Source organism: Virgibacillus sp. LDC1 (genome assembly GCF_025792345.1).
Classification (GTDB): domain Bacteria; phylum Bacillota; class Bacilli; order Paenibacillales; family Paenibacillaceae; genus Paenibacillus_AQ; species Paenibacillus_AQ lautus.
The window spans coordinates 541,221-563,455 of the sequence record NZ_JAOXLZ010000005.1 but is presented as its reverse complement, the minus strand read 5'-3'; the positions used below and the strand labels follow the sequence as shown (position 1 = coordinate 563,455).

Sequence of the window (22,235 nt, the reverse complement as noted above, 5' to 3'; positions counted from 1 at the left end):
TGCATCAGTTATGAATCTGATACAGCGACTTGATGCCGGCTCCATCCATCGAAATTTGAGGCGGGATGTTGCTGCCGTCTCCTTCGGTCGGGAACCCTTTCCACACCGACTCATTGACGGTGTCGAATACCCATGGACGATACATGAGCGGAATCGATGGAATCTCCTTCAACCAGATTTGGGTCAATTCGGTGTAGAGCGCTTTCAATTCAGCTTCGTCCGTGATTGTAGGAATCTTCTCGATGATGGCATCTGCTTGATCGTTCTTATACCGGCCCCAGTTGTAGAATGCCATTTCGCCCATCGGCGCAACGCCCTTGGAGTACATGATGGTCATGGCACGGTTCCACGGCTGGCTCGGGCTGACCCCGCCGGCAGGCGTGTTCATGATGATATCGAACTTGCCGGTCTGTAAATCATTGGTCCATACGGGCGCTTCCGGGAATTTGGTTCGAATCTCGATACCGATGGCCTTCGCGTTCTGAGCGACAATCTCAAGCGCCGCATTCCAATCCGACCAGCCGTATGGACATTCGATTTCGAACGGGCCGAGGCGGGTTCCGTTCAAAACGCGAATTCCGTCTTTTCCCTTCGCGGCGCCGATCGAATCAAGGAGTGCATTGGCCGCATCTACGTCCGTTGTCCACTGTAGCGGTTTGATGGCCGCCTGGTCTACATATTTCGCTTCGGCCTCCGTATTCAGCGTCAACGACGGCTCCATTGGAGCCGAGTAGCCGCTGATGGCCAGCTCCGAAATTTTGCCGTAATCAATCGCCATGGCAATCGCTCTTCTGACATCCGGATGGTTGAGACCTTCCTTCGACATGTTGAAGAAGATCGATGGCATGGAGCCGGGCACATAGTATGGAGCGTCTTTGATATAGGTTTTAACCGGAGCCCCGCCCTCCCACATTTTCCATACCTGCGGAATAAACTGCTGCGATACGTCGACCTGACCGCTCTTGAATGCCAGGTCACCCGCTGCATTGTCTTTATAGATGACATGGGTAATGTATTTGGGAGCCGGCAGCTTGCCAAAGAGCGCCTGACCCCAATAGTTATCGTCCCGGACAATCGTGATCTTCTGATCATTGTAAAAATACATTTTGTAAGGCCCTGTTCCGATCGGGTCCTCGTTGACTTCTTTACGAATGGTGGCAAGGTCGTTATTAGCTTTCTTCTCGACCTCTTCCCATACATGCTTGGGCAGCATCGGCATAACCTCGATGCTGTCGAGCACCGTCAATTTGTTCGGATTGTCTTTATTCAGCTTGATGTTCACCGTTTGCGGTCCATCTGCCGTTACGTCCTCGATGTAGGTCCAGAAGCTGCTCCAGTTGATGTCATACTTTTTGCCGAGCTGGTAGGTATAGACGACGTCATCGGAAGTGAACGGCTTGCCGTCGCTCCATTTGGCATCCTTGTTCAATTCGATCTTCAAGGTCAGATCGTCGGTCCATTCATACTTGGTACCCAGCAGCGGCTCTAACTCGCCTGTCAGCTGATTGACCATAAACAAGGTTTCATAGACGAGTTCCCTGGAGTTTCCGTAGTTAATCGGAAACGCCGGGTTTCCGCTAAGCAGGTTAAAATTCGTAGGTGCCCCCCATTGCAAACCGTTCACGTAAAGCGTTTCATTTCTCGGCGTCGCTTTCGCATCGCCCTGCGGTGCAGGCTCATCACTGCCTCCGGGTGTCTTTACCTCTTCTTTAGGCGGCGGATCTGATGCTGTCGGTGGCGTTACACTCTGGCATCCGGCAGCAAAAAAAGACGCGACCAACAAAAGAATGAACATGGGTCTCAGAACGGTTTTCAGCTTCACTTGTGAACCCTCCATTCATGGAAATGTGTTCGTCTCTTAAATGCTGAGTGTCTGGATCATGTGTGCATCGATTGTCTGCAAGCGTTTTCTTGATGGATTTATATGTTCCTCGTTTCAATCTGAGTACGAATAAATTTTGTTATTTTTATTCAACGTTCAAGGATTTTTCGTTTTTGACGTCGAACTTGAATGGACATGGTTAATCTAGCGGACGATTCGATATCCTTTAAAGGGGTGGGCCTACTGCCTGTGATTAAAGATGTTTTACTGCAGCTTTTGTTTGCGTTGATGCCTTTTGTCGCATACAACATCTATTACAGAAAACTGACAGTCAACTATTCCCGTAATTTCATTATTGTTATTTGTTCGCTGTGCATGCTGTTGTCCATGACCTTTGCTTCGAGTGTTCAAAGCGGGGTGATTTTTGACGTACGGTATGTCATTATGTTCTTCGGCATGTTATTTGGAGGGTTCACGACAGGAGTAATTCTGCTTGTGGAATTTCTAATTTATCGGCTGTACATTGGCGGAGCCGGCATGATCGACGCCATCATTATATTGATCTTCACTTTTCCGCTGTCTATTCTGCTGTCATTCCTGTATCACCGAAGCAAACACAAATTTTGGATCATTTTTATAGCCGGTATCAGCTTCTCTTTCCTTCCGCTACTGGTACTCTATATAACCAAACCCGAATACATCACGAATTACATCATATTTAATATTTTAGCTATGCCTGTTCATAACTCGCTCGGGATATGGCTTCTCGTGACCCTGTTTAACAAATCCGTATCCGACAAAGAACTTTATCTGCGGTATATCCAAAATGAGAAAGCCGAAGCCGTCAATCATGTCGCCGCATCCCTTGCCCATGAGGTCCGCAATCCGCTGACCACCGTGCTTGGATTCCTGCAATTGATTAAGAGCGGTACGTTCCCTCAGGAAAAAACCGAACGTTTTCTGGAAATCAGCATGGAGGAAATTCGCCGGACCGAGCAAATCTTGTCCGAATACCTCTCGATCAGCAAACCTCACTTGCCGTTTCAGCAAAGAATCGAGCTCTCCGCCCAGATCAAGTCTGTCGTTGAGCTCATGACGTCATATGCTAATATGAGCAACGTAACCCTCAGCGCTGACTACCCTCAGCTCCCCATCTACATTTTAGGCAGTCCGGCGGAGCTCAAGCAGCTGTTGGTCAACTTTATTAAGAATGCGATTGAGGCCAGCAAAGACGTCGACAGAGGTACGGTCCACATCACCATCTATGAAGAAGCGGAGCAGGTGGCCATCGAAATCAAGGATAACGGGGTCGGTATGACCCCTGAGCAATTGAGCCGTCTCGGTTCGATCTACTATTCCACCAAAATGAGCGGCACCGGGCTTGGACTCACCTTCTCCTATCAAGCCATCCGTGCCATGAATGGAAGCGTATCGGTACGGAGTTCGCCAAGATCAGGGACCGAGTTTCTCATCACACTCCCGCATGCCAATATAAATCCATAGATGATTTCCGCATGCCATCCGTTAACAAAAAAGAGAGACGCTTCTGTAGTTACCAGAGCGTCTCTCTTTTATTGATGCAGTAATACAATTTCTTTTGCTGCAAAACTTCTGTTGTTTTTGCTTATATTCAACGGCTTTTTTAATGTGATCCGGATAAGATCGCCGTTCTTTAGTTCTTCCAGCTTGATAGTTTCTCCCCCACTTTCCTTCAGGGAAGTGGCTTCGGTAACTAGCACCTCACAGTGATACCCCTCATCCGTGTGGTTCTTCCGGTTACGGTTCACTTCGTCGGAACAATCAACGTTGATCATGTCGTCTCCAAGTGTATAAATTGTAGATTCAAACACGGACACATCCCGGGTACATCCTGCCGAGAACAGCAGCAACAGCAGACTGATGAGTAACCTCAGCTTCATTCCGGGCCCCCTTACGGCTAGTTTCATATGGGATCCAGGAACTCCGATCCCATGCCTTTGTCGTTAAAACATAAGGCTAATCCTCGAATTTTTATTTATTATATCATGGCGACCAACGATAGAATAAATCGAACAAAAAACTCAAGGAGCGAGAATCTACTCGCACCTTGAGTTTGCGTTTATTCCATCTATTTAACTTATTGGTATTTAGGGAGCCAATCACCATGTGCTTCGATCAGATCGTCGCACAGGCTCTTAATGTCATCGATGGACAACTCGGAAGCTGTATGCGGGTCGAGCATCGCTGCATGATAGATATGCTCCTTCTTGCCGGTTGCCGCCGCTTCCAGCGTCAGCAGCTGGGTATTAATGTTGGTGCGGTTCAGCGCAGCACATTGCGGTGGCAGATCGCCGACATAGGTCGGCGTTACGCCGCTGGCATCGACCAGGCACGGAACCTCGACGCAGGCTTCCTTCGGAAGGTTCGTGATCAGTCCCGTATTCATCACGTTGCCGCCGATTTTGAACGGAACATTGGTCTCGATCGCTTCTAAAATGTAGGATGCGTATTCATGGGAGCGGTTGTGCGTCAGATCCTGGTTGTTTACCAGATCCTCGCGCATTGCCTTCCATCCCTCGATTTGGTTCACGCAGCGACGTGGATATTCATCCAGCGGGATGTTAAAGCGCTCAATCAGCTCCGGATAGTTACGCTTGATGAAATACGGATGGTATTCGGCGTTATGCTCGGACGACTCCGTGATGTAGTAACCGAAGTTTAGCATCATCTCGAGACGGACCATATCATGATGCTTCTCCTTCTGCTTCTCGGCCGCACGCTTCTTAATTTCCGGATAGAGGTCCACGCCGTCCTTCGTTACCTCAAGCAGCCATGCCATATGGTTGATGCCGGCGATTTTGGCCTGCACGCCTTCCTTTTCCATTCCCAAATTATCGAACAAATGCGGAATGCATGCTTGGACGCTGTGGCACAAACCTACGGTTTGCACGCCGCCCAGCGTGTTCATGGCATTGGTCAGCACGGCCATTGGATTCGTATAGTTCAGGAACAATGCGTTCGGACAAACCTCCCGCATATCAGCTGCGAAATCCAGCATGACCGGGATGGTACGGAGGTTACGGAAAATCCCGCCGATCCCCACGGTGTCGGCAATCGTCTGTCTGAGTCCATACTTCTTCGGAATCTCGAAGTCCGTGATCGTACACGGATCGTAGCCCCCAACCTGAATCGCGTTAATGACATATTGTGCTCCGCGAAGAGCCTCCTTGCGGTCACTGTATGATTTGACGACACAGGTGCTGCCGCTGGTTTTCTTTATATTATTCAGCATGTTCTCCGAGTCTTTCAAACGGATCGGGTCAATATCATACAAAGCAAGTTCAAACCCCTGCAAAGCCGGTGTCTGCATGCAATCCCCCAGAACGTTCTTGGCAAACACGGTACTTCCTGCTCCGATAAATGTAATCTTAGACATCAATAAATTCCCTCCCTAAACTCCATAAATTAATACGCTTTCACAAGACTAACTATATGATAATCGGTCTTTTTTGAATATGGAGCAAAACAAGTGTGATATGGACATTTGTTGTTTCATTAGGTAAGCTAACCCTAACACAGCATCCACTTCATCAATTGATATCGCACACGTTTAAGGGGGGGCCAAACGCATGTCCATTTTGCCGGACCATACACTCTACACGATTGGTATGAATCCTTCGCCGGGCGGTCACGACCTGAACATCCTGTTCAGCGGGGAGGGAACTCCCATACCGCGCCACAAAATCGGGCCCATCATCCATGATTACTGCCTCATTCACACCGTCTTGACAGGTCAAGGCATATTTGAGTGTGCCGGCATCGTACATCATTGCCAGGCAGGCGATACCTTCGTGATCCTTCCCGGCGTTCTTTTCAGCTATGAAGCGGACGACCGGAATCCCTGGCATTACAACTGGGTAGCTCTACAGGAGAAGGGGACCAACTTGCTGCTGGCTGATATGGGCGTCACACCCGCTAGACCGATTATCCGCTGCACGGATGAAGCCGAGCTACGCTCCCTGGCCGAGATGTATCGTCATCTGCGCATCGGCTTTAACCAATCGGATCACCCCTGGCTTGAGGATCTTCAGGCATCCGGGTGGCTCCGATTGCTGCTCCATAAGCTGGCGATGTTAAACCGCGACCATCTTCCGTCGAACTCCAATGACGTGCCTGATATCGAGCGGGGCGTAAGGCAGACCGAGAGATGGATCTCGACCCAGTATCACCAACAGCTCTCCATCGATCAGATGGCGAAGGCGCTTGGCTATCACCGGGCGCACTTATCCAAGATGTTCAAACAGCATACGGGCCTCTCCCCCATGCAGTACCTCATGAAGGTACGCATCGAAAAGGCCAAATCGCTCATGAAATCGTCCTTCTCCATCCATGAAATTGCCTCCTCCGTCGGTTTCAATGATGCCCTCTATTTCTCCAAGCAGTTCCGCAAATGGACGGGCATGACCCCAAGCGAATATAAATACAGCCTGGAGAAAAGCTCTCCTAAAGCATCATCTATATAGGCCTAGGTACTAATGCGGGTCAAACAAGAGCAGACGAAAAAGCCGCCGGCACTCCTGCCGGCAGCCCTTTTTGAAACGATATAACTTATGCCTGCGCCTCATACAGCTGCACGATCTCAACAATCGTTTGAACGGCCAATACCATATTGTCGGCCGATACATACTCATACCGCCCGTGGTAGTTCTCCCCGCCCGTGAAAATATTGGGTGTCGGCAGGCCCATGTACGACAGTTGAGAACCGTCGGTGCCACCGCGGATCGGTTCGATGATCGGGTTGATTCCCAGCTTCTCCATTGCTGTCTGGGCGATGTCGACCACTTCCTTGACCGGCTCGATTTTTTCGCGCATATTGTAGTATTGATCTTTCATCTGAAGGATGATTCGCTCGGCTCCATATTTGTTTTGAAGCTCCTCTACGATGGAGGCCAGCTTGGCCTTTCTTCCTTCAAACAGCTCCCGGTCATGATCGCGGATAATATAACGGAGCTCGGTCAGCTCCACATCGCCCTCGATGGAAGTAAGATGATAGAAGCCTTCATAACCTTCGGTATGTTCAGGCGCTTCTTCCGCAGGAAGCATACCGTTCAGCTCCATGGCGATTTTCGCCGCGTTGACCATTTTGCCTTTGGCCGTTCCGGGATGGACATTCTTGCCTTTGCAAGTTACAAGCGCCGCTGCCGCATTAAAGCTTTCGTACTGCAGCTCTCCCAGCGGCCCCCCGTCCATCGTATACGCGTATTTAGCCCCAAAGGCCTCCACGTCGAACTTGTGCGGTCCTCTTCCGATCTCCTCGTCCGGCGTAAAAGCAACCCGGATTTTACCGTGCTTCAGCTCCGGATGCTGGATCAGGTAATTCATAGCTGTCATAATCTCGGCAATTCCTGCTTTGTCATCAGCTCCAAGCAAGGTGGTGCCGTCCGTTGTAATGAGTGTATGTCCCTTGTAGCCGTTCAGCTCCGGAAAATCCCGCGGGGAGAGCACCACATTCTGTGCTCTGTTCAAAATGATGTCTTGTCCGTCATATTGTTCGACAATCTGCGGCTTGACACCGGCACCCGTAAAATCGGTCGCCGTATCGATATGTGCCAAAAAGCCGATGGTCGGGATTGGTTTATCCGAGTTTGCCGGAAGTGTAGCCATCACATAACCGTTCTCATCCATCGTTACGTCCTGCATGCCGATTTCCTTCAGCTCGTCCACCAGCAGCTGACCCAGCGTCAGCTGTCCCGGTGTCGAAGGGCAGGTATTACTATTCTCGTCTGACTGCGTATCCACTTGTGCATAGGTAATGAGTCTGTCGATTACTTCTTTTTTCATAAATTCTCAACTCCAATACGTATGGGTATGTAAGATGCACCTCTCAAATCCATCAAGAGTATACCATATTTGGCCGCGCTCAAAAAAAACCGTTCCCCCAAAACCTCGGAGAACGGTTTATGCGAACCATAAAATTCGCGCTTTATTCAAAAGCCGGCAGCGCAATCTCGGAATAGTTCTCCTCGAAGAACTTCTTCACTTCCGGGCTGGTCATCGCCTTGGCAAGCTTCTGAATCGGCTCGGAATCCACATTATCTTTACGGGCCACCAGCGTAATGGTGAAATCGGAGTCGTTGCCTTCGGTTACCAGGGCATCTTTCTTAGGGGTAAGTCCCAGCGGTTTCGCATACGCCGGCGTCATGGCAACCATATCGACGTCGTCGAGGGTACGGGCCAGCATCAGCAGATCGACCTCGGTGAACTTGTATTGGTGCGGATTCTCCACAATATCGGCCTGCGTCGCATGGATGCCGACCCCTTCCTTCAGCTTGAGCAGACCGTTCTTCTCGAACATCACCAGGGAACGACCGATGTTGGAAGGGTCGTTAGGAATCGCTATCGTCGCACCATCCGGAAGCTCTTCAATGTTTTTATATTTTTTGGAGTAAGCCCCAAAAACGGCATTATAGATCGGCGTGACCGGAACCAGCTCCGACCCGTTGTTCGCATTGTATTCTTCCATGTACGGCACATGCTGGAAGAAGTTTGCATCCACCTCTTTATGGGCCAGCGCATTGTTCGGCTGCACATTATCGGACAGAATCTGGATATCCAGATTGATGCCTTCTTCCTTCAGCATCGGCTTCACCAGGTCAAGCACCTCGGTCATTGGCGGAATGAGCGTTGCGACTTTTAATGTAACTTCTTTCGTGGTATCGGATGCAGCGCTCTCCGGAGCTTTGTCCTTGGCAGGTTGCTGTCCGCAGCCTGCCAGCACCAGCAAGAGGGTCAGCATCAGCAGCATTAATTTCTTATTCATCGTTGGTTACCTCCCGGTAAAATATAATTTGTGTAAATACGTTTCAGAAGAATAATTAAACTTTTCTCTTATCCAACAGCCTGGATGCCAGGTTCCCGCCGAACTGGATGGACTGTACCAGAATGATCATAATGATGATCGTAAATGACATAAGCTCTCCCTCAAATCGCTGGTACCCATAGCGGATTGCGAAATCCCCAACGCCGCCGCCACCCACGATGCCCATTACCGTGGAGTACGAGATAAAGCTGATCGTGGATGTTGTCAGCCCAAGCACAAGACCCGAACGGGCCTCCACATACAGGAATTTGTATATCATCTGGAGTGTGGATGCCCCCATGGAAGCGGCAGCCTCCATCACTTCCTTCGGCACCTCCAGCAAGGATTGCTCTACCAATCTTGAATAGTAAGCCACCGCAACGACGGATAAAGGTACGGCAGCTGCCAGCGTCCCAAGGGATGTGCCGACGATCCACCTCGTGACCGGAATCATCATGACAACCAGAAGCAGGAACGGGAAGGACCGTATGACGTTAACCAAGGCATTCAGAATGGAGAATAACAAGCGATTCTCATACTGCTGGCCTTTTCGGCACAAAAAGAGAAGTGTTCCGACCGGAAGACCCAGTATTATAGCGGCAGCAATCGATATGCCCACCATGATGAATGTCTCGCCAATCGCCCGCCATATTTCATTCTGATACTGCAGGACATAGGCGAAATAATCGCTCAAATATGGAATGATATCATTCATGGAATCAAAAATCCCCCACTTTCCCTGCACCGTCCGTTGAAGATCCAGAACCCCGAGAAGCTTCTCCATCGCTTAGCTGATTACGGTACGTTCTGTTCAGACGCCCGTTCTCCATCACGGACACATGGTCGCAAATGCCGTTCACCACGTCCATCTCGTGGGAAACGATCACGATGGTTACCCCCAGCGTCCGGTTGATATGCCGGAGCACCTCCAGAATATCTGCAGTTGTCTGCGGATCCAAAGAAGAGGTCGGCTCATCGCACAACAAGACGGTCGGCGAATTGGCTAACGCTCTGGCAATCGCTACCCGCTGCTTCTGCCCGCCGCTTAGCTGAGCCGGATACGACTTCGCTTTATCCTCAAGCCCGACAAATCGCAGAACCTCCTGGACACGATTCGCCCGCTGGGCCTTCGGTACCTTCGCCAGCTCAAGCGGCATGGACACATTGCCCCATACCGTCCGGTTGCTGACCAGCTGGAACAGCTGAAAGATCATGCCAATCGATCTTCTGGCCTCCCGAAGCTCCCTGCCTCCAAGTGAAGTCAGCTCCTGACCATTCACCACGACTCGGCCGGAATCCGGTCTCTCCAGTACGTTCATGAGGCGCAGCAGCGTCGATTTCCCGGCTCCGCTCGTGCCGATGATGCCGTGTATGCTTCCCTCCTCAATATCGAGAGAGACAGCGTCTATCGCCTGATAACGGTCACTGCCGCTGCCAAAGCTTTTACTGACCTCTTGCAGTGAGATCATCATAATCCCCTCCTTGCACATGAAGAAAGCCCGCTTGGCTATACAGCCTGCGAGCATGTTATGCTGCAACAACTATTGAATCATACCATAATTTTAAACAAAATGTGACACCACTTCATCGCTGCCAGAAAGTGCAAGTCCTCAGGACAAATAAAGCTGATGCCCATACATGCCCGTTAACCGTTCTACCGCCTTATCCAGCACACCTTCCTCAAAGCCCTCCAAACCTTCGATGGCTTGGATTTTGTCCGCCGGGGACATCTCCTTCTGAAGATGCAAGCTCCAGTTCACGATCGCCTGTATGGCATCCTCATGCTCGAACTGGCCGTAATAGATATGGGCTTTGTACAGATAGCTGTCGGCATGCTCGGGAACCAGCTTCAGTACCTCGTCAAAAGCAGCCAATGCCGCATCCTCGTCCTGATCCTTGTAATAAATCTGTCCCAGTCTGAAATAAGCGCCCGGATGTCCCGGCGAAAGCTCCAGCACTTGCAGCGTATCTTCCTTCGCCTGCGCGTAATCCGCCATCGTATAATAGATTCCGCTTCGCAGGCTGTACAGGCTTCCTTGTCCCGGGTTCAAGCTGAGACCTTGAGCGCAGTCCGCTAGTCCACGTTCAAGCTGTCCGGTCTCCACAAAGCAAACGGCACGAAACTCATAAAATCTCGGATTCGACGGATGCGCCTGAATCGCCTGGGAATAAGCATCGATGGCGAGATCCCACATGCCCATCTCCTTGTAAATATGACCGCTGGCCGCCAGGTATGTCGGATGCTCGGAGAAGGACTCCTCCTGCTTAACCGCTTCCTGCAGCTCAAGCAGCGCTTCCTCATTGCGCCCTTGAAGATAGAGCACGTAACTGAGCTTGTTGCGGATCTCGGTCCCGTCCTGGAGCGCAGCCGCTTCCTTCAGAGCCTGCTCCGCAGACGGCAGATCATTCATCTCCATATAAATATCGGCGCGCTGCACATAGTTGGGGGCATCATCATTTTCAAGCTTAAGCAGCTTGTCATTGATCGCCAGCGCCTCCTCCTGACGCCCCAGCCGGTAGTAGCAGTCGGCCATCCAATAGCAGGCCAGCGGGGATTCCGGCTGTCTTGCATACAATTTCGAAATCAGCTCGTAGGCTTGCTCTTCCAAACCATCCTCGCGATAGATCCGGGCCAAATCGAAATACGCCCGGTAATCGTCCGGCGCCGTTTCAATCGCCCACTCCAAATCCGTTTTGGCCGCATTTTTGTTTCCGGACCGGTTGAAGACCTCCGCTCTCTTTAAGTAAAGCTCGTATGAATCCGGATACCGCTCAATGGCCTCCGACAGATAGTGCTCGGCCTGTCCCATGTCCCCAAGCTGCACGTACAGGTCCGCCATGGCTTTCCGAAAGGAATACGCCTCCCGCACTTGCCGCTGAAACGTCTGGAATGCCCCATAACTGTAATTGGTGCTGCCTGCGAACAGCGCATATCCTCCATCCGCTTCCGCCTCATACCGATCGGCCAGCTGGATTCCCTCCTGCAGAACACCCACGGCTTCCTGCACATGATCCATCAGATCCAGCGATACGGACAGCATGTAATAATACATCGGGATGGCGCGTTCCGGCCGCCGGATGCTTAGGCGAAAATAATGCGCCGCTTCCGCGGGGTTGCCGCTCTCGTAAAAGGTCATGCCCAGCTCATAGTATGTCGAAATAACCGTGCTGTCGTCCTCTCTTTTAATGCTTTCCTTCAAATCCCGGATCGCCTCATCATATTGGTTCAAATCTTTGTGGGCAATCCCCCGGGTATACCAATTCATATAATTGTCGGCATTCAACCGAATCGCTTCATTCAGATCCTCAATGGCCTCGCGCTCCCGGTTCAGCTCACGCAAAATATGAGCGCGCCGCTCATAAGCGCGATGGCTTCCGCTCGTATCGATCACGCGCCCCAAATAAGCTACGGCCTCTTCCGAATGGCCGCTGTTGTGCAGCAGTTCCGCATAGTGCAGCTTATCATTGAAACTGGTAATGGCACTTTCGCCTTTTCTCATATATTTAAGGGCTTGTGCAAAATCCCGCTTCTTCCTGTAATGGTTACCGATACGGAACCAGATCCGCTTCATCAACTTCATGGTGGCTCATCCTTTGTATGTAGATGTTATTCTTGGGCTCGTATGATTAGAGCAGAGGACTCCATCCTCTCATCTCTATATTACACTTCCTCTATGTCCATTTGCACCCAAATTAAAGAGGAACCCTGCTGGCTCCTCTTTAGGTGTGTATCCTATTATATTGTACAAGGTTACCAAAAATGTCCAATCAAAAAGTTTACATGCGTTATTTAGTGAAATCATTTGATTTATTCTGCTTACGTACTTTTCCAGCATCGTATGCTGCAATCCCCAGTGAAATTCCCCAGATCAGAAAGAGTGCGTACCAGAAGTATCCCCACACCGCCATAGGACTTGCATCTTGAGTGGCATACATGGGGGCAGACTGAACGCGGCCAACCGCTAACAAATACTGCAGAACGAAGTAGATAAATCCCCATAATGACAACAAAACAGAGCCAATTGCAGCTGGAATCGTTAACATCCATTTCGGTAAGCGTAACCCCCACGGCCTGGCGAACGCAAGCGCGAATACAGCTGCCAATAAGGCCAGGGTACCCATCCCCCAGTAACCGATCACATGCGTCCAAAATTCATCAGGTGCTTCCTGGAAATCCCCCGGGAATGCAAACCCGATGCCAAGTCCCCACCAGTAATGGGGGAGGCCATACAGAACGGCGGCAATGCAAGCCGCATACCCGGCTTTCTTCATTCTTGAATTATTCATATCATTCACCTCAAGCTCATCATACTTAACGAAAAGAGCATTAAGGTGACTTGAAGTTTAAGTTTAGATTAAATATGCGAAACTCACTTTTGACTCTGTTCAATAGACCTTATGAATCACATCCTCAAAATCGGGATCTTCCATATCGATATCATCCAGCTCGCCCCAGCGGCCCAGCTCTTTAAAAATATCAAGCGTGTTCATCTCGCGGCGGTTCACCTCTATAGTGACGGTGTTGTCCAGCGCGCTTGTCACCCGGATCGGGACGGAAAGACCGTCTTCGCGTAAAGATTGATCGGGAATGACAAAAGGACCGCGGAAAGTGACCGTAATTACGGTGGGCAGCCCAATGGTGTCCCGTAAAGACTTTACCGTTCCATCATAAGACAGCTCGCCGTTGTTAATGACCATCACGCGGTTGCACAGCTGTTCGATATCATCCATGTCATGCGTCGTGAGCAGTATGGTCTTGCCGAATTGCTCATTGATTAGCTTGAGAAAATGACGGATGTTCCGTTTGGCGTTCACGTCCAGGCCGATCGTCGGCTCATCCAGGAACAGCACGTCCGGGTCATGCAGCATCGCGGCCGCGAGGTCGGCGCGCATGCGCTGTCCGAGCGACAGCTTGCGCACAGGCGTTTCCCAGAACGCCTGTAAATCCAGCAACTCGGCAAACTGTTCGAGTCTGCGCTCCTTGTCCGCCTGATCCACACAGTACATTTTAGCCAAAATATCGTAGGAATCCTTCACCGGCAAATCCCACCACAGCTGGCTCCGTTGACCGAAAACGACGCCCAGGTTGTTCACGACGCTGCGCCGTTCCTTGTGCGGATTCATGCCTCCGATCGATACGTGACCCGAGGTCGGGTGGAGAATGCCGGTCAGCATTTTGATGGTGGTGGATTTGCCCGCCCCGTTCGGTCCGATGTAACCGACAAATTCCCCCTGCCCCACTTGAAAGCTGATTCCCTTCACGGCTTCCTTCGTCCGGTATTCTCGCGTAAACAGGGTTCGCAGCCCGGAGAAGCGCCCCTCCTTCACAACCGGCGTTTTGAACTCCTTGCGAATGTTGTGGACTTCAATCATTGACGCGTTCCTCCTTTAGCTCCCTGTACTTTGATACTTGGTTAAACCAAATTGCCAGAATTTCAGACTTAAGAAAAGGCATAACAGAGCCGCTCCAGCCAATGCAGGCAGCACCCAGGCTCCGAGCTCGCCCCGCAGTATGTATAATGACGGGATGTAATTGACTAAACCGACCGGGACCACGATCAGCAGGATCGATGACATCCATTTGGGATAGAGCGTGAGCGGGTACTGGGCTGCCGTCCGGGCCGCGTCCTCCGTAATGTTTTGAAGCTCGGTGATCCGGGTCGTCCAAAAACCGAACGTTGCCGTCGCGAGGCCGATCGAGAACAGGATGACCGCCCCCGTGACGATAATGTACAGCGATTGCGGTATCGCGCTCCATCCCACCTGACCTGCCGCCATCATGCCATGCAGCGACCACCCGAGCAGAAAACCGCCCTGCAGCACTTCCCCCAGCATAATCCGGAATTTCTGCGGCATGAGTGCCAGCAGTACCGGCATGGGACGGGTCAGCAGCTGATCAAGCTCACCGTTAACCAAGTAGTGTTCAAGATGATGCACTTCATCCGCAAACGTCCGGTAGAGCGTCTTCGATAAGGTCATAACGGCAAACAAATACCCGATTTCATGCATGGACCATCCCTGTATGGCCCCAAACTTGTAGAGCACGATAGCAACCATCAGAAATTCGGAAATTTGAATCAATGCGGCGAGGAACGAAGCCAATATGAAATTGAATTTGTACTGCATGCGGCTTTTGATGCTGGTTCGGATCAGCAGCGCGTACAGAGATAGCCAGGATCTTGTGGTCATCCTCCCTGCACCTCCACTTTCCGTCTTAGGAAGCCTGTAGCCAGCAGGCTGGCCAGCGTGAGCAGCACGCACCATAGGAGTGTGCCCCATAGATAGGAAATGTCATCAAAACCCAGATAGATTCGGGTCGGCACATAGAGCAGATAAGGATACGGCGACCACCAAGCCATCGTCTGAAGCCAACCCGGCAGCCATTCTATCGGAATAAAGAAGCCGGCAAGAAGATTGATCATCGCGTGGTTGCCCCAATACAACCAAGACGATTCCGTTGTCCATAATGCGGATGCGCCGATGAGATAGTTGATGCAGATCGATAAATAGGCGGCACCTGCGAGCGCCATGGCAACATAGAGGAAGGTAGATGCTTTTCCGGGTACATTCAGCGAGAAGGCAAAGTAATACACCAAGTAGATCGGGATCGATTTGTAAACGAATTGGTAGGCGATTTGCCCCCATTCCTTGGCCATCAAATGACTGAACAAGTGAACGGGACGCATCAAATCCAGAGAGATATGGCCGGTTCGCACGGCTTGGGGAATGCCGAGGCCATTCGTGACGAAACTGGAAACCCAGAGCGCAGCTTGCGTAAAGGCGATATAACCGACCATTCCCTGCGTTCCGTATTCTCCGAGCGCGTAGTCTGCACCGAGACCGATCCAGATACAGGCATACATGAAGCCGAACATCGCGCTGGCGATATTGTGCACCATGTGGGCGCCGCGGTACTGCAAATTGCGGGCATAGGCTTTGGAAGCCAATGTGAAATAAAGCATGAAGCACCTCCGATAAGCATTTTAGATGGCGGACCCATCCACTTCAGACAAGGCGAAAATGAGAGAAGGACAATAGCATACCAGAACGTTCCATTTCAGGCAAGGATTTTTTCGGAAGGTAAATCGTGCGGGCCAGCCGGCATACAAAAAGAAGTCTTCTCCACCCGGGCCGGTTTCGAAACAAACCGCCTAGGAGTTTGAAGACTTCGTTGTCGCGAAATGAAATTCTCAGGCATCATCATGACTTTGTTGCTCAGCGTCAAAATCCAGTGAAACCGGCTCTTCGAAAGCATCGTTACCTATCCCGGCTTCAGCTTGTAGGTCATCAGTTTCTGCGTGAAGGGATTATCGTAAATCTGTATGTATGGGAGGCTCGGCTTATGTAAAAGGGGATGGGCCCGGACAGGAAAAAGACGTGACTTGTCAGATCACGTCCCTATGCTTCATCGGCTCCTGAAACTCGCCGAAATACTCTATCAGGAAGGACTGGAATTCCTTCGCGGCCCTGGACAAATATCGCCGCTCCAGCCAAGCTACGGTAAAGGTGCGGTAACAGGAAGGCTTCTCGATGCGCACCATCGCGTAGGGCGGCTTTTCGTCCCCTTTGCACCCGGGTACAAATGCGGCTCCAAGTCCGGCCGATACGAGACTCCCCAAAGCTGCCGGTTCATCCACTTCACAGACGACGTCACGGTTAATTCCCGCCAATCGGCAGAACTCCTCGTTCATTTTTCGAAAAGGATGGCCTGCTTTGTATTCGATGAACGCTTCTCCCGCCACTTCTTGAAGGGATATGCTGGTCCGTCCCGCCAATGGATGTTCGTGAGGCACCGCCAGGAACACCTCGGCCTGGAGAACCGGGATCTCCTGAATGTTGTCTTCGTCCAATGCCGCTGCGGTAAAGCATAGATCGACCTCACCGTTTTCCAACATTTGAACCATCTCCATCATCGAGTCGGGCGCAATCTGGACAATGCGGAAATTCACATCAGGATACCGTGTGCGGAAGGCACCCAGCGCCTTGGACAACCGGCTTAACGCCGTCGTTGCAACGCGAATGCTCCCCCGCTCCATCCCTGCCAGATCCGACACCTCTCTCTTGCCTTCCTCAATGGCCGATAATGCCGTATCTACGCTTTTCAAAAAAGCTTTCCCGAATGAATTGAGTTTGATTTGCCGATTCTGCCGATCAAACAGCTGGACGCCCAAATCTTCCTCCAGCCGGGCAATCGTCTTGCTGAGCGCAGGCTGAGCGATTCGAAGCTCCTTTGCAGCTTTGGTCATGTGCTCCATTCTGGCCACCGTCTGAAAATAATGCAGCTGAAGCAGTTCCACGGTAACTTCCTCCTTTATTGATAACCTAAAGTATATGAATGCATGTCATAATATATATTTTTATTTATTAACTATCGATTGTAGAATAAATCGTAACCAAAGGAAAGGGGGAAATATCATGAACGAACATCAGCAACAACCGCCATCGGCTGAAAAATTAATACGCATTCTGGCTTTTACGATGATTCTCTCATCAATGAGCGCAACGATGTTTAATATCGTGCTTCCGGAAATCAGCAAGCAATTCCAGCTTTCCTTTGCCCAGGTCAGTTGGGTATCTTCGGTCTACATGCTGATATATGCCATAGGCTCTGTCATATATGGAAAATTGGCTGACACCTATAAGCTCAAAAATCTGCTCACTTTCGGTTTGCTTCTCTTCTTTGTCGGTTCCATTACAGGGTTATCGGCACAAACCTACTGGATGGTCCTGCTGGGCCGGATCCTCCAGGCTGCGGGGGCTGCCGTCATTCCGGCAACCGCCATGATCATTCCGGTCCGTTACTTCCCTGCGGAAAGCCGGGGCCGCGCGCTCGGCATAACCGCAACCGGACTCGCTATCGGAAGCGCCATTGGACCGGTGGTCTCGGCTTTGATCGTCAGCGTGTTCCACTGGAGATGGCTCTTCTGCATCCCGCTGTTGATCCTCGTCACCTTGCCTCTGTACCGTAAATATTTGGGCAATGAGCAAGGCCAGGGCGGACGGATCGATTGGCTCGGCGGCGGTCTTCTGGCAGGGACGGTCGCGCTGCTGCTCCTTGCGGTGACGCAGGGAGGCTGGATATATGGCTTAGGCAGCTTCATACTGTTCCTATTATTCCTCCTGCGCATTCGATCGGCTAAAGAACCTTTTGTTCAGCCCCGTATATTCAGCAACAAAAGCTACTCGGTCGGACTTGTGCTCGGCATATTCATCGTGAGTGTCGGTTACGCCCTGCCCTTTCTGACTCCGCAGCTGTTGGCGGATATTAACGGTTTAGCTCCGGGATGGATCGGATTTGTTATGGTGCCGGGAGCCGTCGTTACGGCCATGCTTGGCGGTAGAGGCGGCAAGCTTGCGGATACCAAGGGAACCCGTTATCTATTCTATATGGCTTCTACCCTGCTTCTGCTCTGTTTCGCCCTGTTGTCCACCTTCGCGGGCATATCGCCATTCTTCATTGCACTGTTTCTGATCTTCGGCAATGTTGGGCAAATGTTTATGCAAATCTCACTCTCCAAAACGATTTCCTTGTCGCTGCCCAAAGAGCAAACCGGCGTCGGCATGGGATTATTCTCTCTCCTTAACTTCCTGTCCGGCGCGATCGCGACAGGGGTATACGGCAAAGCCGTCGATCTCGGCGCCGGCAGCTCCTGGAATCCGCTGAACTTGTTCCAGGGAGCCTCCACCTACAGCAACATTTATATCATCCTGTGTGCCTTACAAGGTGGAGTTCTTCTGCTGTTCTTGCTGCAATTTGGCAGAGCAGGGCAGCGTAAGCTGCAGGTTCAAACAACAGGCTCGAAGTGAGGTGTGAACAACAGGTTGTCACACAAAATCTAATGTTAACAACATCAATAGAAAAACCACCGGAGTAACAATCGGCTTCTTCAAGCCTCTCCGGTGGTTTTGATTCTATTTTAATGCATAATCCAATTCCAATGACATGTTACATAGCCGCCCGTTTCAGCTGGCTGTTATACAAGTCGCTATAGAATCCTCCCTGCTTCAGCAGTTCATCATGGGAGCCTTGCTCCAGCAGGCGCCCATCCTTCAGCACAAGGATGCGGTCCGCCGAGCGGATCGTGTTTAGACGGTGGGCAATGACGAAGCTCGTCCGCCCTTTCATCAACCGCTGCAATCCTTCCTGGATTTTGATTTCCGTTACGGTATCGATGCTGCTTGTCGCTTCATCCAGCACCAGCATGGAAGGGTTCGCCAGAATCGCCCTCGCGATCGCAAGCAGCTGTTTCTGGCCTTGGCTAATGCCGCTGCCGTCAGGCTTGAGCAGTTTGTCGTAACCGTCCTTCATCCGCACGATGAACGAGTGGGCATTAGCCAGTTTTGCGGCTTCTTCCACTTCCTCATCGGTGGCATCCAGCCGTCCGAAGCGGATATTCTCACGGATCGTGCCCTGGAAGAGGAAGGAATCCTGCAGCACGAAAGCCATCTGTGAGCGAAGGCTCTCCCTGCGAATCGAAGAAATATCCCGCCCGTCGAGGGTAATGCTTCCACTGTCCGGATCGTAAAACCGGGAGAGCAGCTGAATTAAGGTGGTCTTCCCTGCACCGGTCGGACCGACCAGCGCAATCATCTCGCCGGGTTTCGCTTCAAAGCTGATTCCTTCCAGCGTGTCCCCGTCTTTCTCATAAGAAAACGAGACGTTGTCGAACTTCACCGCACCCTCCACGCTGTTCAGCGTGACGGCGGCTCCTTCATCCTTCGCTTCAACCTCTTCATCCAGCACTTCGAATACGCGTTCCGCACCCGCAATGGCAGACAGCAGCGTATTCCACTGGTTGGCCAGATCGTTCAGCGGCCTCGTAAACTGTCGTGCATAACTCTCGAAGATAATGATGACGCCGATCGTAATATGTCCCTGGATCGCCATAATACCGCCAATGCCCGCTACGATCGCAAAGCTCAAATTATTGAGCCCGTTCATCAGCTTCGGAATGAAGCCCGAAATGCTCTGCGCCCAGAAGCCTGACAGACGAATCCGTTGATTGCGCTCATCGAATTCGCGGACCACCCGTTCCTCCTGGGAAAAAGCCTTAATAATCCGCTGCCCCGACAGCGTTTCTTCAATATAACCGTTCAGATCCCCAAGGTTGCGTTGCCGCTCTTTGAACAAAGGACCGGTTCGCCGGGTAATCCAGCGCATCCCCATCATCATTAGAGGCACAACCAGGAACGTCAGCAGCGTAAGCAGCGGACTAAGCCATAACATGACGGTTACCGTGCCGATTAAAGTCAGCACGCTCGAGAAGATTTGGATAGCCGAGCTGTTCAGCGTTGAGCTCACGTTCTCGATATCATTCGTCAGGCGGCTCATGATTTCGCCCTGCTGGCGCTTGCCGTAGAACGGAATCGGTAGCCGGTGCAGATGCGTGAACAGATCCATCCGCATCCGGTACACGGTCTCTTGCGCGATGCCGATCATCCAGACGTTGTGCAGCCAGGTGGTCACGGCCTGAAGGACATAGACGACGGCCAGTCCAACCAGAAAGTACAGCCAGGCCGAGTCGATGGAGCTGTCGGGATTTCTTACATCATCCAGAAATCTGTCCACCCCGACGCCGAGCAGATAGGGACCGAGCAGCGCCAGGCCCGAGCTGATCATCACCATCAGCAGCACGAGTGCGAGCTTGCCTTTGCGGCGGGCGAGATAAGCCCATATTCTGGAGAGGGTGCCCGACCAGTTTTTGGCCTTGGCTTTTGGCTTGCCGCCCTGGCCGCCATCCTTATTCTTGCCAAGATCGAGCTTCGGTTTTGGATGACGAAACGGTTCAGTGAATGCCTTGAGCATGCTGCTGTGCCTCCTCTCCGTACTGGGATTCATAGATGCGTCGATACAGAGCGGAGCTTTCCATCAAAGCATCATGATTCCCCTTTCCTATCAAACGCCCATCGTCCAGCAGCAGAATCAAATCGGCCGAAGTGGTCGAGCTGATCTTCTGCGTGATCAAAAACGTCGTGCAGGACAAATCCTTCAGGGCATCCAGCAGAGCGCCCTCCGTTCGGACGTCAAGAGCACTGGTGCTGTCGTCCAGAATGAGGATGGCGGGTTTTCGCACGAGCGCCCTTGCAATGGACAAGCGCTGCTTCTGTCCGCCGGATAAGTTGACCCCGCGCTGACCCAGCATCGTGTCATAGCCGTTAGGCAAATGCTCGATGGTATCATGGATTTGGGCTCTGCGCGCCGCTTCTTTAATTTCTTCCATGGAAGCATCCTCGCGTCCCCAGGCAATGTTCTCACGGACCGTACCGGAGAAGAGCAGCACTTCCTGAGGCACATAGCCGATGCTGCTGCGCAGATTCACCTCATCAATCGATCCGGCATCCATTCCGTCTATGCGCACTGTCCCCTTCTCTTCCTCGTAAAGCCGTGGAATCAGCTGTACTAACGAAGATTTGCCGGAACCTGTCGCTCCCATAATCGCGATCCGCTCTCCGGGGCTCGCTTCAAAGGAAATATCCGTCAGCACGTCGATGTCGCTGCCCGGGTAACTGAAGCTCACTTGCTCGAACTTCACGCCCCCTTGAATGTCAACCTTTTTATTTTTATCCTTCCCCGCGCTTGCTGCCTCCTCTTCGGTCTTTAGCACCTCCTGCGTCCGCTGGGCGGAAGCGCGTCCCCGGGAGAAGGCAACGACAACCCAGGACAGGGCGGACATGGCACCAATACAGCGCAGGGAATAATTGACTACGGCAACCACTTCGCCGACGCTGGCACTGCCGGACGCGATGTCTTTGCGGCCAAACCACAGGACCGCCATGATCCCGGCATTCATGATGAGCAGAATAAACGGCATCGTTGTCTCCGTTAATCGCAAGGTCGAGACGGTGGTGCTCATCAGCTTGCCCGAGGTACGGCCAAAGCGCTCAATCTCGTGACCCATGCGAACGAATACGCGAATCAACCGGATCCCTGTCAAATTCTCCTGAATGACACCGTTCACCGCATCCAATCGCTGCTGTACATGGCGGAATGCATCCGCTGCCCGCTTCATAATCCAAGCGATAAAAATAAACAATAACGGCACGGTAAGGACAAGCAGCAAGCCCAGCTTCACATTCACTACCAATGCCATGATAATGCTTCCTAGCACGACTAGCGGAACGCGCGTCATAAACCGCAAGCCCATGAACACCGTATCCTGAATCTGGGTGACGTCACCCGTAAGTCTAGTAATCAATGATGAGGTAGCAAACCGGTTAAATATCGAATAGGAGAAGGACTGCACCTTTTCATACAGCTGATCACGCAGATCATAGCCGAGTCCCTGACTCGTATGCGCCGCAAAAAAAGAGCTGGATATCCCGGCTATAAAGGCAATAATAGCGCTTCCAGTTAAAACGGCGCCCCACATCCATACGACGGACAAATCCTGTTTCTGAATGCCGTCGTCAATGATTTTAGAGATGAGCAGCGGCTGAATCAGCTCGACAGTGAGCTCAATCAGCATCATGACCAGTGCCGCAATCGCTGCCACGCGGTACTTTTTCAAAATCGAGAAGACCATTCCCATATGCATTCCTCCGAGGCTGAAGACCTTTTTCATGTTCTAAACATCA

General features: G+C 51.5%; 18 protein-coding genes. 3 read left to right on the top strand and 15 right to left on the bottom strand.

The annotated features are described in order from the left end of the window. Positions 1-4 precede the first annotated feature (4 nt). Positions 5-1,822 (bottom strand): ABC transporter substrate-binding protein, encoded by a 1,818-nt coding sequence (locus OHJ21_RS27060; protein WP_394058513.1) that lies wholly within the window; start codon positions 1,820-1,822, stop codon positions 5-7. Positions 1,823-2,017: 195 nt separating this feature from the next. Here OHJ21_RS27060 and OHJ21_RS27055 point away from each other — a divergent pair, with 195 nt between their 5' ends. Further along, positions 2,018-3,325 carry a HAMP domain-containing sensor histidine kinase gene (locus tag OHJ21_RS27055; protein WP_326117475.1) on the top strand — a complete coding sequence of 436 codons (1,308 nt, stop codon included), beginning with the start codon at positions 2,018-2,020 and terminating at the stop codon, positions 3,323-3,325. Between the two features lie 68 nt (positions 3,326-3,393). Here the strand turns inward: OHJ21_RS27055 and OHJ21_RS27050 are convergent, their stop codons facing one another. Then, positions 3,394-3,741 (bottom strand): hypothetical protein, encoded by a 348-nt coding sequence (locus OHJ21_RS27050; protein ID WP_100540688.1) that lies wholly within the window; start codon positions 3,739-3,741, stop codon positions 3,394-3,396. A 197-nt stretch (positions 3,742-3,938) separates the two neighbouring features. Beyond that, positions 3,939-5,237, bottom strand: coding sequence for an alpha-galactosidase (gene melA / locus OHJ21_RS27045; protein ID WP_486021632.1), 1,299 nt, complete (start codon positions 5,235-5,237; stop codon positions 3,939-3,941). 193 nt (positions 5,238-5,430) lie between these two features. Here melA and OHJ21_RS27040 point away from each other — a divergent pair, with 193 nt between their 5' ends. Then, positions 5,431-6,324: a helix-turn-helix transcriptional regulator gene (locus OHJ21_RS27040; protein ID WP_326117180.1), complete on the top strand. Its 894-nt coding sequence runs from the start codon at positions 5,431-5,433 to the stop codon at positions 6,322-6,324. An 85-nt stretch (positions 6,325-6,409) separates the two neighbouring features. Here OHJ21_RS27040 and pepT read toward each other — a convergent pair whose 3' ends face one another. The 10 genes from pepT to OHJ21_RS26990 form a co-directional block, all read right to left on the bottom strand. Next, on the bottom strand, positions 6,410-7,642 hold the full coding sequence (pepT, locus tag OHJ21_RS27035) for a peptidase T (RefSeq protein ID WP_100540685.1): 1,233 nt from the start codon (positions 7,640-7,642) through the stop codon (positions 6,410-6,412). A 142-nt stretch (positions 7,643-7,784) separates the two neighbouring features. Continuing rightward, on the bottom strand, positions 7,785-8,621 hold the full coding sequence (locus tag OHJ21_RS27030; RefSeq protein ID WP_100540684.1) for a MetQ/NlpA family ABC transporter substrate-binding protein: 837 nt from the start codon (positions 8,619-8,621) through the stop codon (positions 7,785-7,787). Between the two features lie 55 nt (positions 8,622-8,676). Continuing rightward, positions 8,677-9,375 (bottom strand): methionine ABC transporter permease, encoded by a 699-nt coding sequence (locus OHJ21_RS27025; RefSeq protein ID WP_100540683.1) that lies wholly within the window; start codon positions 9,373-9,375, stop codon positions 8,677-8,679. Between the two features lie 4 nt (positions 9,376-9,379). Further along, positions 9,380-10,129, bottom strand: coding sequence for a methionine ABC transporter ATP-binding protein (locus tag OHJ21_RS27020; protein ID WP_100540682.1), 750 nt, complete (start codon positions 10,127-10,129; stop codon positions 9,380-9,382). A gap of 141 nt (positions 10,130-10,270) precedes the next feature. Next, positions 10,271-12,241, bottom strand: a complete 1,971-nt coding sequence (locus OHJ21_RS27015) for a tetratricopeptide repeat protein (RefSeq protein ID WP_486021631.1) — start codon at positions 12,239-12,241, stop codon at positions 10,271-10,273. A 205-nt stretch (positions 12,242-12,446) separates the two neighbouring features. Continuing rightward, a complete protein-coding gene (locus tag OHJ21_RS27010; protein WP_100540680.1) occupies positions 12,447-12,947 on the bottom strand; it encodes a DUF3995 domain-containing protein in 501 nt (166 codons plus the stop codon). A gap of 99 nt (positions 12,948-13,046) precedes the next feature. Next, the gene (locus OHJ21_RS27005) at positions 13,047-14,033 is read right to left on the bottom strand and encodes an ABC transporter ATP-binding protein (protein WP_100540679.1); all 987 of its coding nucleotides are present in this window, start codon (positions 14,031-14,033) and stop codon (positions 13,047-13,049) included. 15 nt (positions 14,034-14,048) lie between these two features. Further along, the gene (locus OHJ21_RS27000) at positions 14,049-14,849 is read right to left on the bottom strand and encodes an ABC transporter permease (RefSeq protein ID WP_100540678.1); all 801 of its coding nucleotides are present in this window, start codon (positions 14,847-14,849) and stop codon (positions 14,049-14,051) included. After that, positions 14,846-15,622, bottom strand: coding sequence for an ABC transporter permease (locus OHJ21_RS26995; protein WP_100540677.1), 777 nt, complete (start codon positions 15,620-15,622; stop codon positions 14,846-14,848). The genes OHJ21_RS27000 and OHJ21_RS26995 overlap by 4 nt, the downstream gene beginning before the upstream one ends. 423 nt (positions 15,623-16,045) lie before the next feature. Continuing rightward, on the bottom strand, positions 16,046-16,957 hold the full coding sequence (locus OHJ21_RS26990; protein ID WP_100540676.1) for a LysR family transcriptional regulator: 912 nt from the start codon (positions 16,955-16,957) through the stop codon (positions 16,046-16,048). A 118-nt stretch (positions 16,958-17,075) separates the two neighbouring features. Between OHJ21_RS26990 and OHJ21_RS26985 the strand changes: the two genes are divergently transcribed. After that, positions 17,076-18,467: an MFS transporter gene (locus OHJ21_RS26985; RefSeq protein WP_326117187.1), complete on the top strand. Its 1,392-nt coding sequence runs from the start codon at positions 17,076-17,078 to the stop codon at positions 18,465-18,467. A gap of 139 nt (positions 18,468-18,606) precedes the next feature. Here OHJ21_RS26985 and OHJ21_RS26980 read toward each other — a convergent pair whose 3' ends face one another. Both OHJ21_RS26980 and OHJ21_RS26975 read right to left on the bottom strand, forming a co-directional pair. Then, a complete protein-coding gene (locus tag OHJ21_RS26980) occupies positions 18,607-20,466 on the bottom strand; it encodes an ABC transporter ATP-binding protein (protein ID WP_486021630.1) in 1,860 nt (619 codons plus the stop codon). After that, positions 20,447-22,189, bottom strand: coding sequence for an ABC transporter ATP-binding protein (locus OHJ21_RS26975; RefSeq protein ID WP_486021629.1), 1,743 nt, complete (start codon positions 22,187-22,189; stop codon positions 20,447-20,449). Before OHJ21_RS26975 ends, OHJ21_RS26980 begins: the two co-directional genes overlap by 20 nt. Positions 22,190-22,235: the final 46 nt, after the last annotated feature.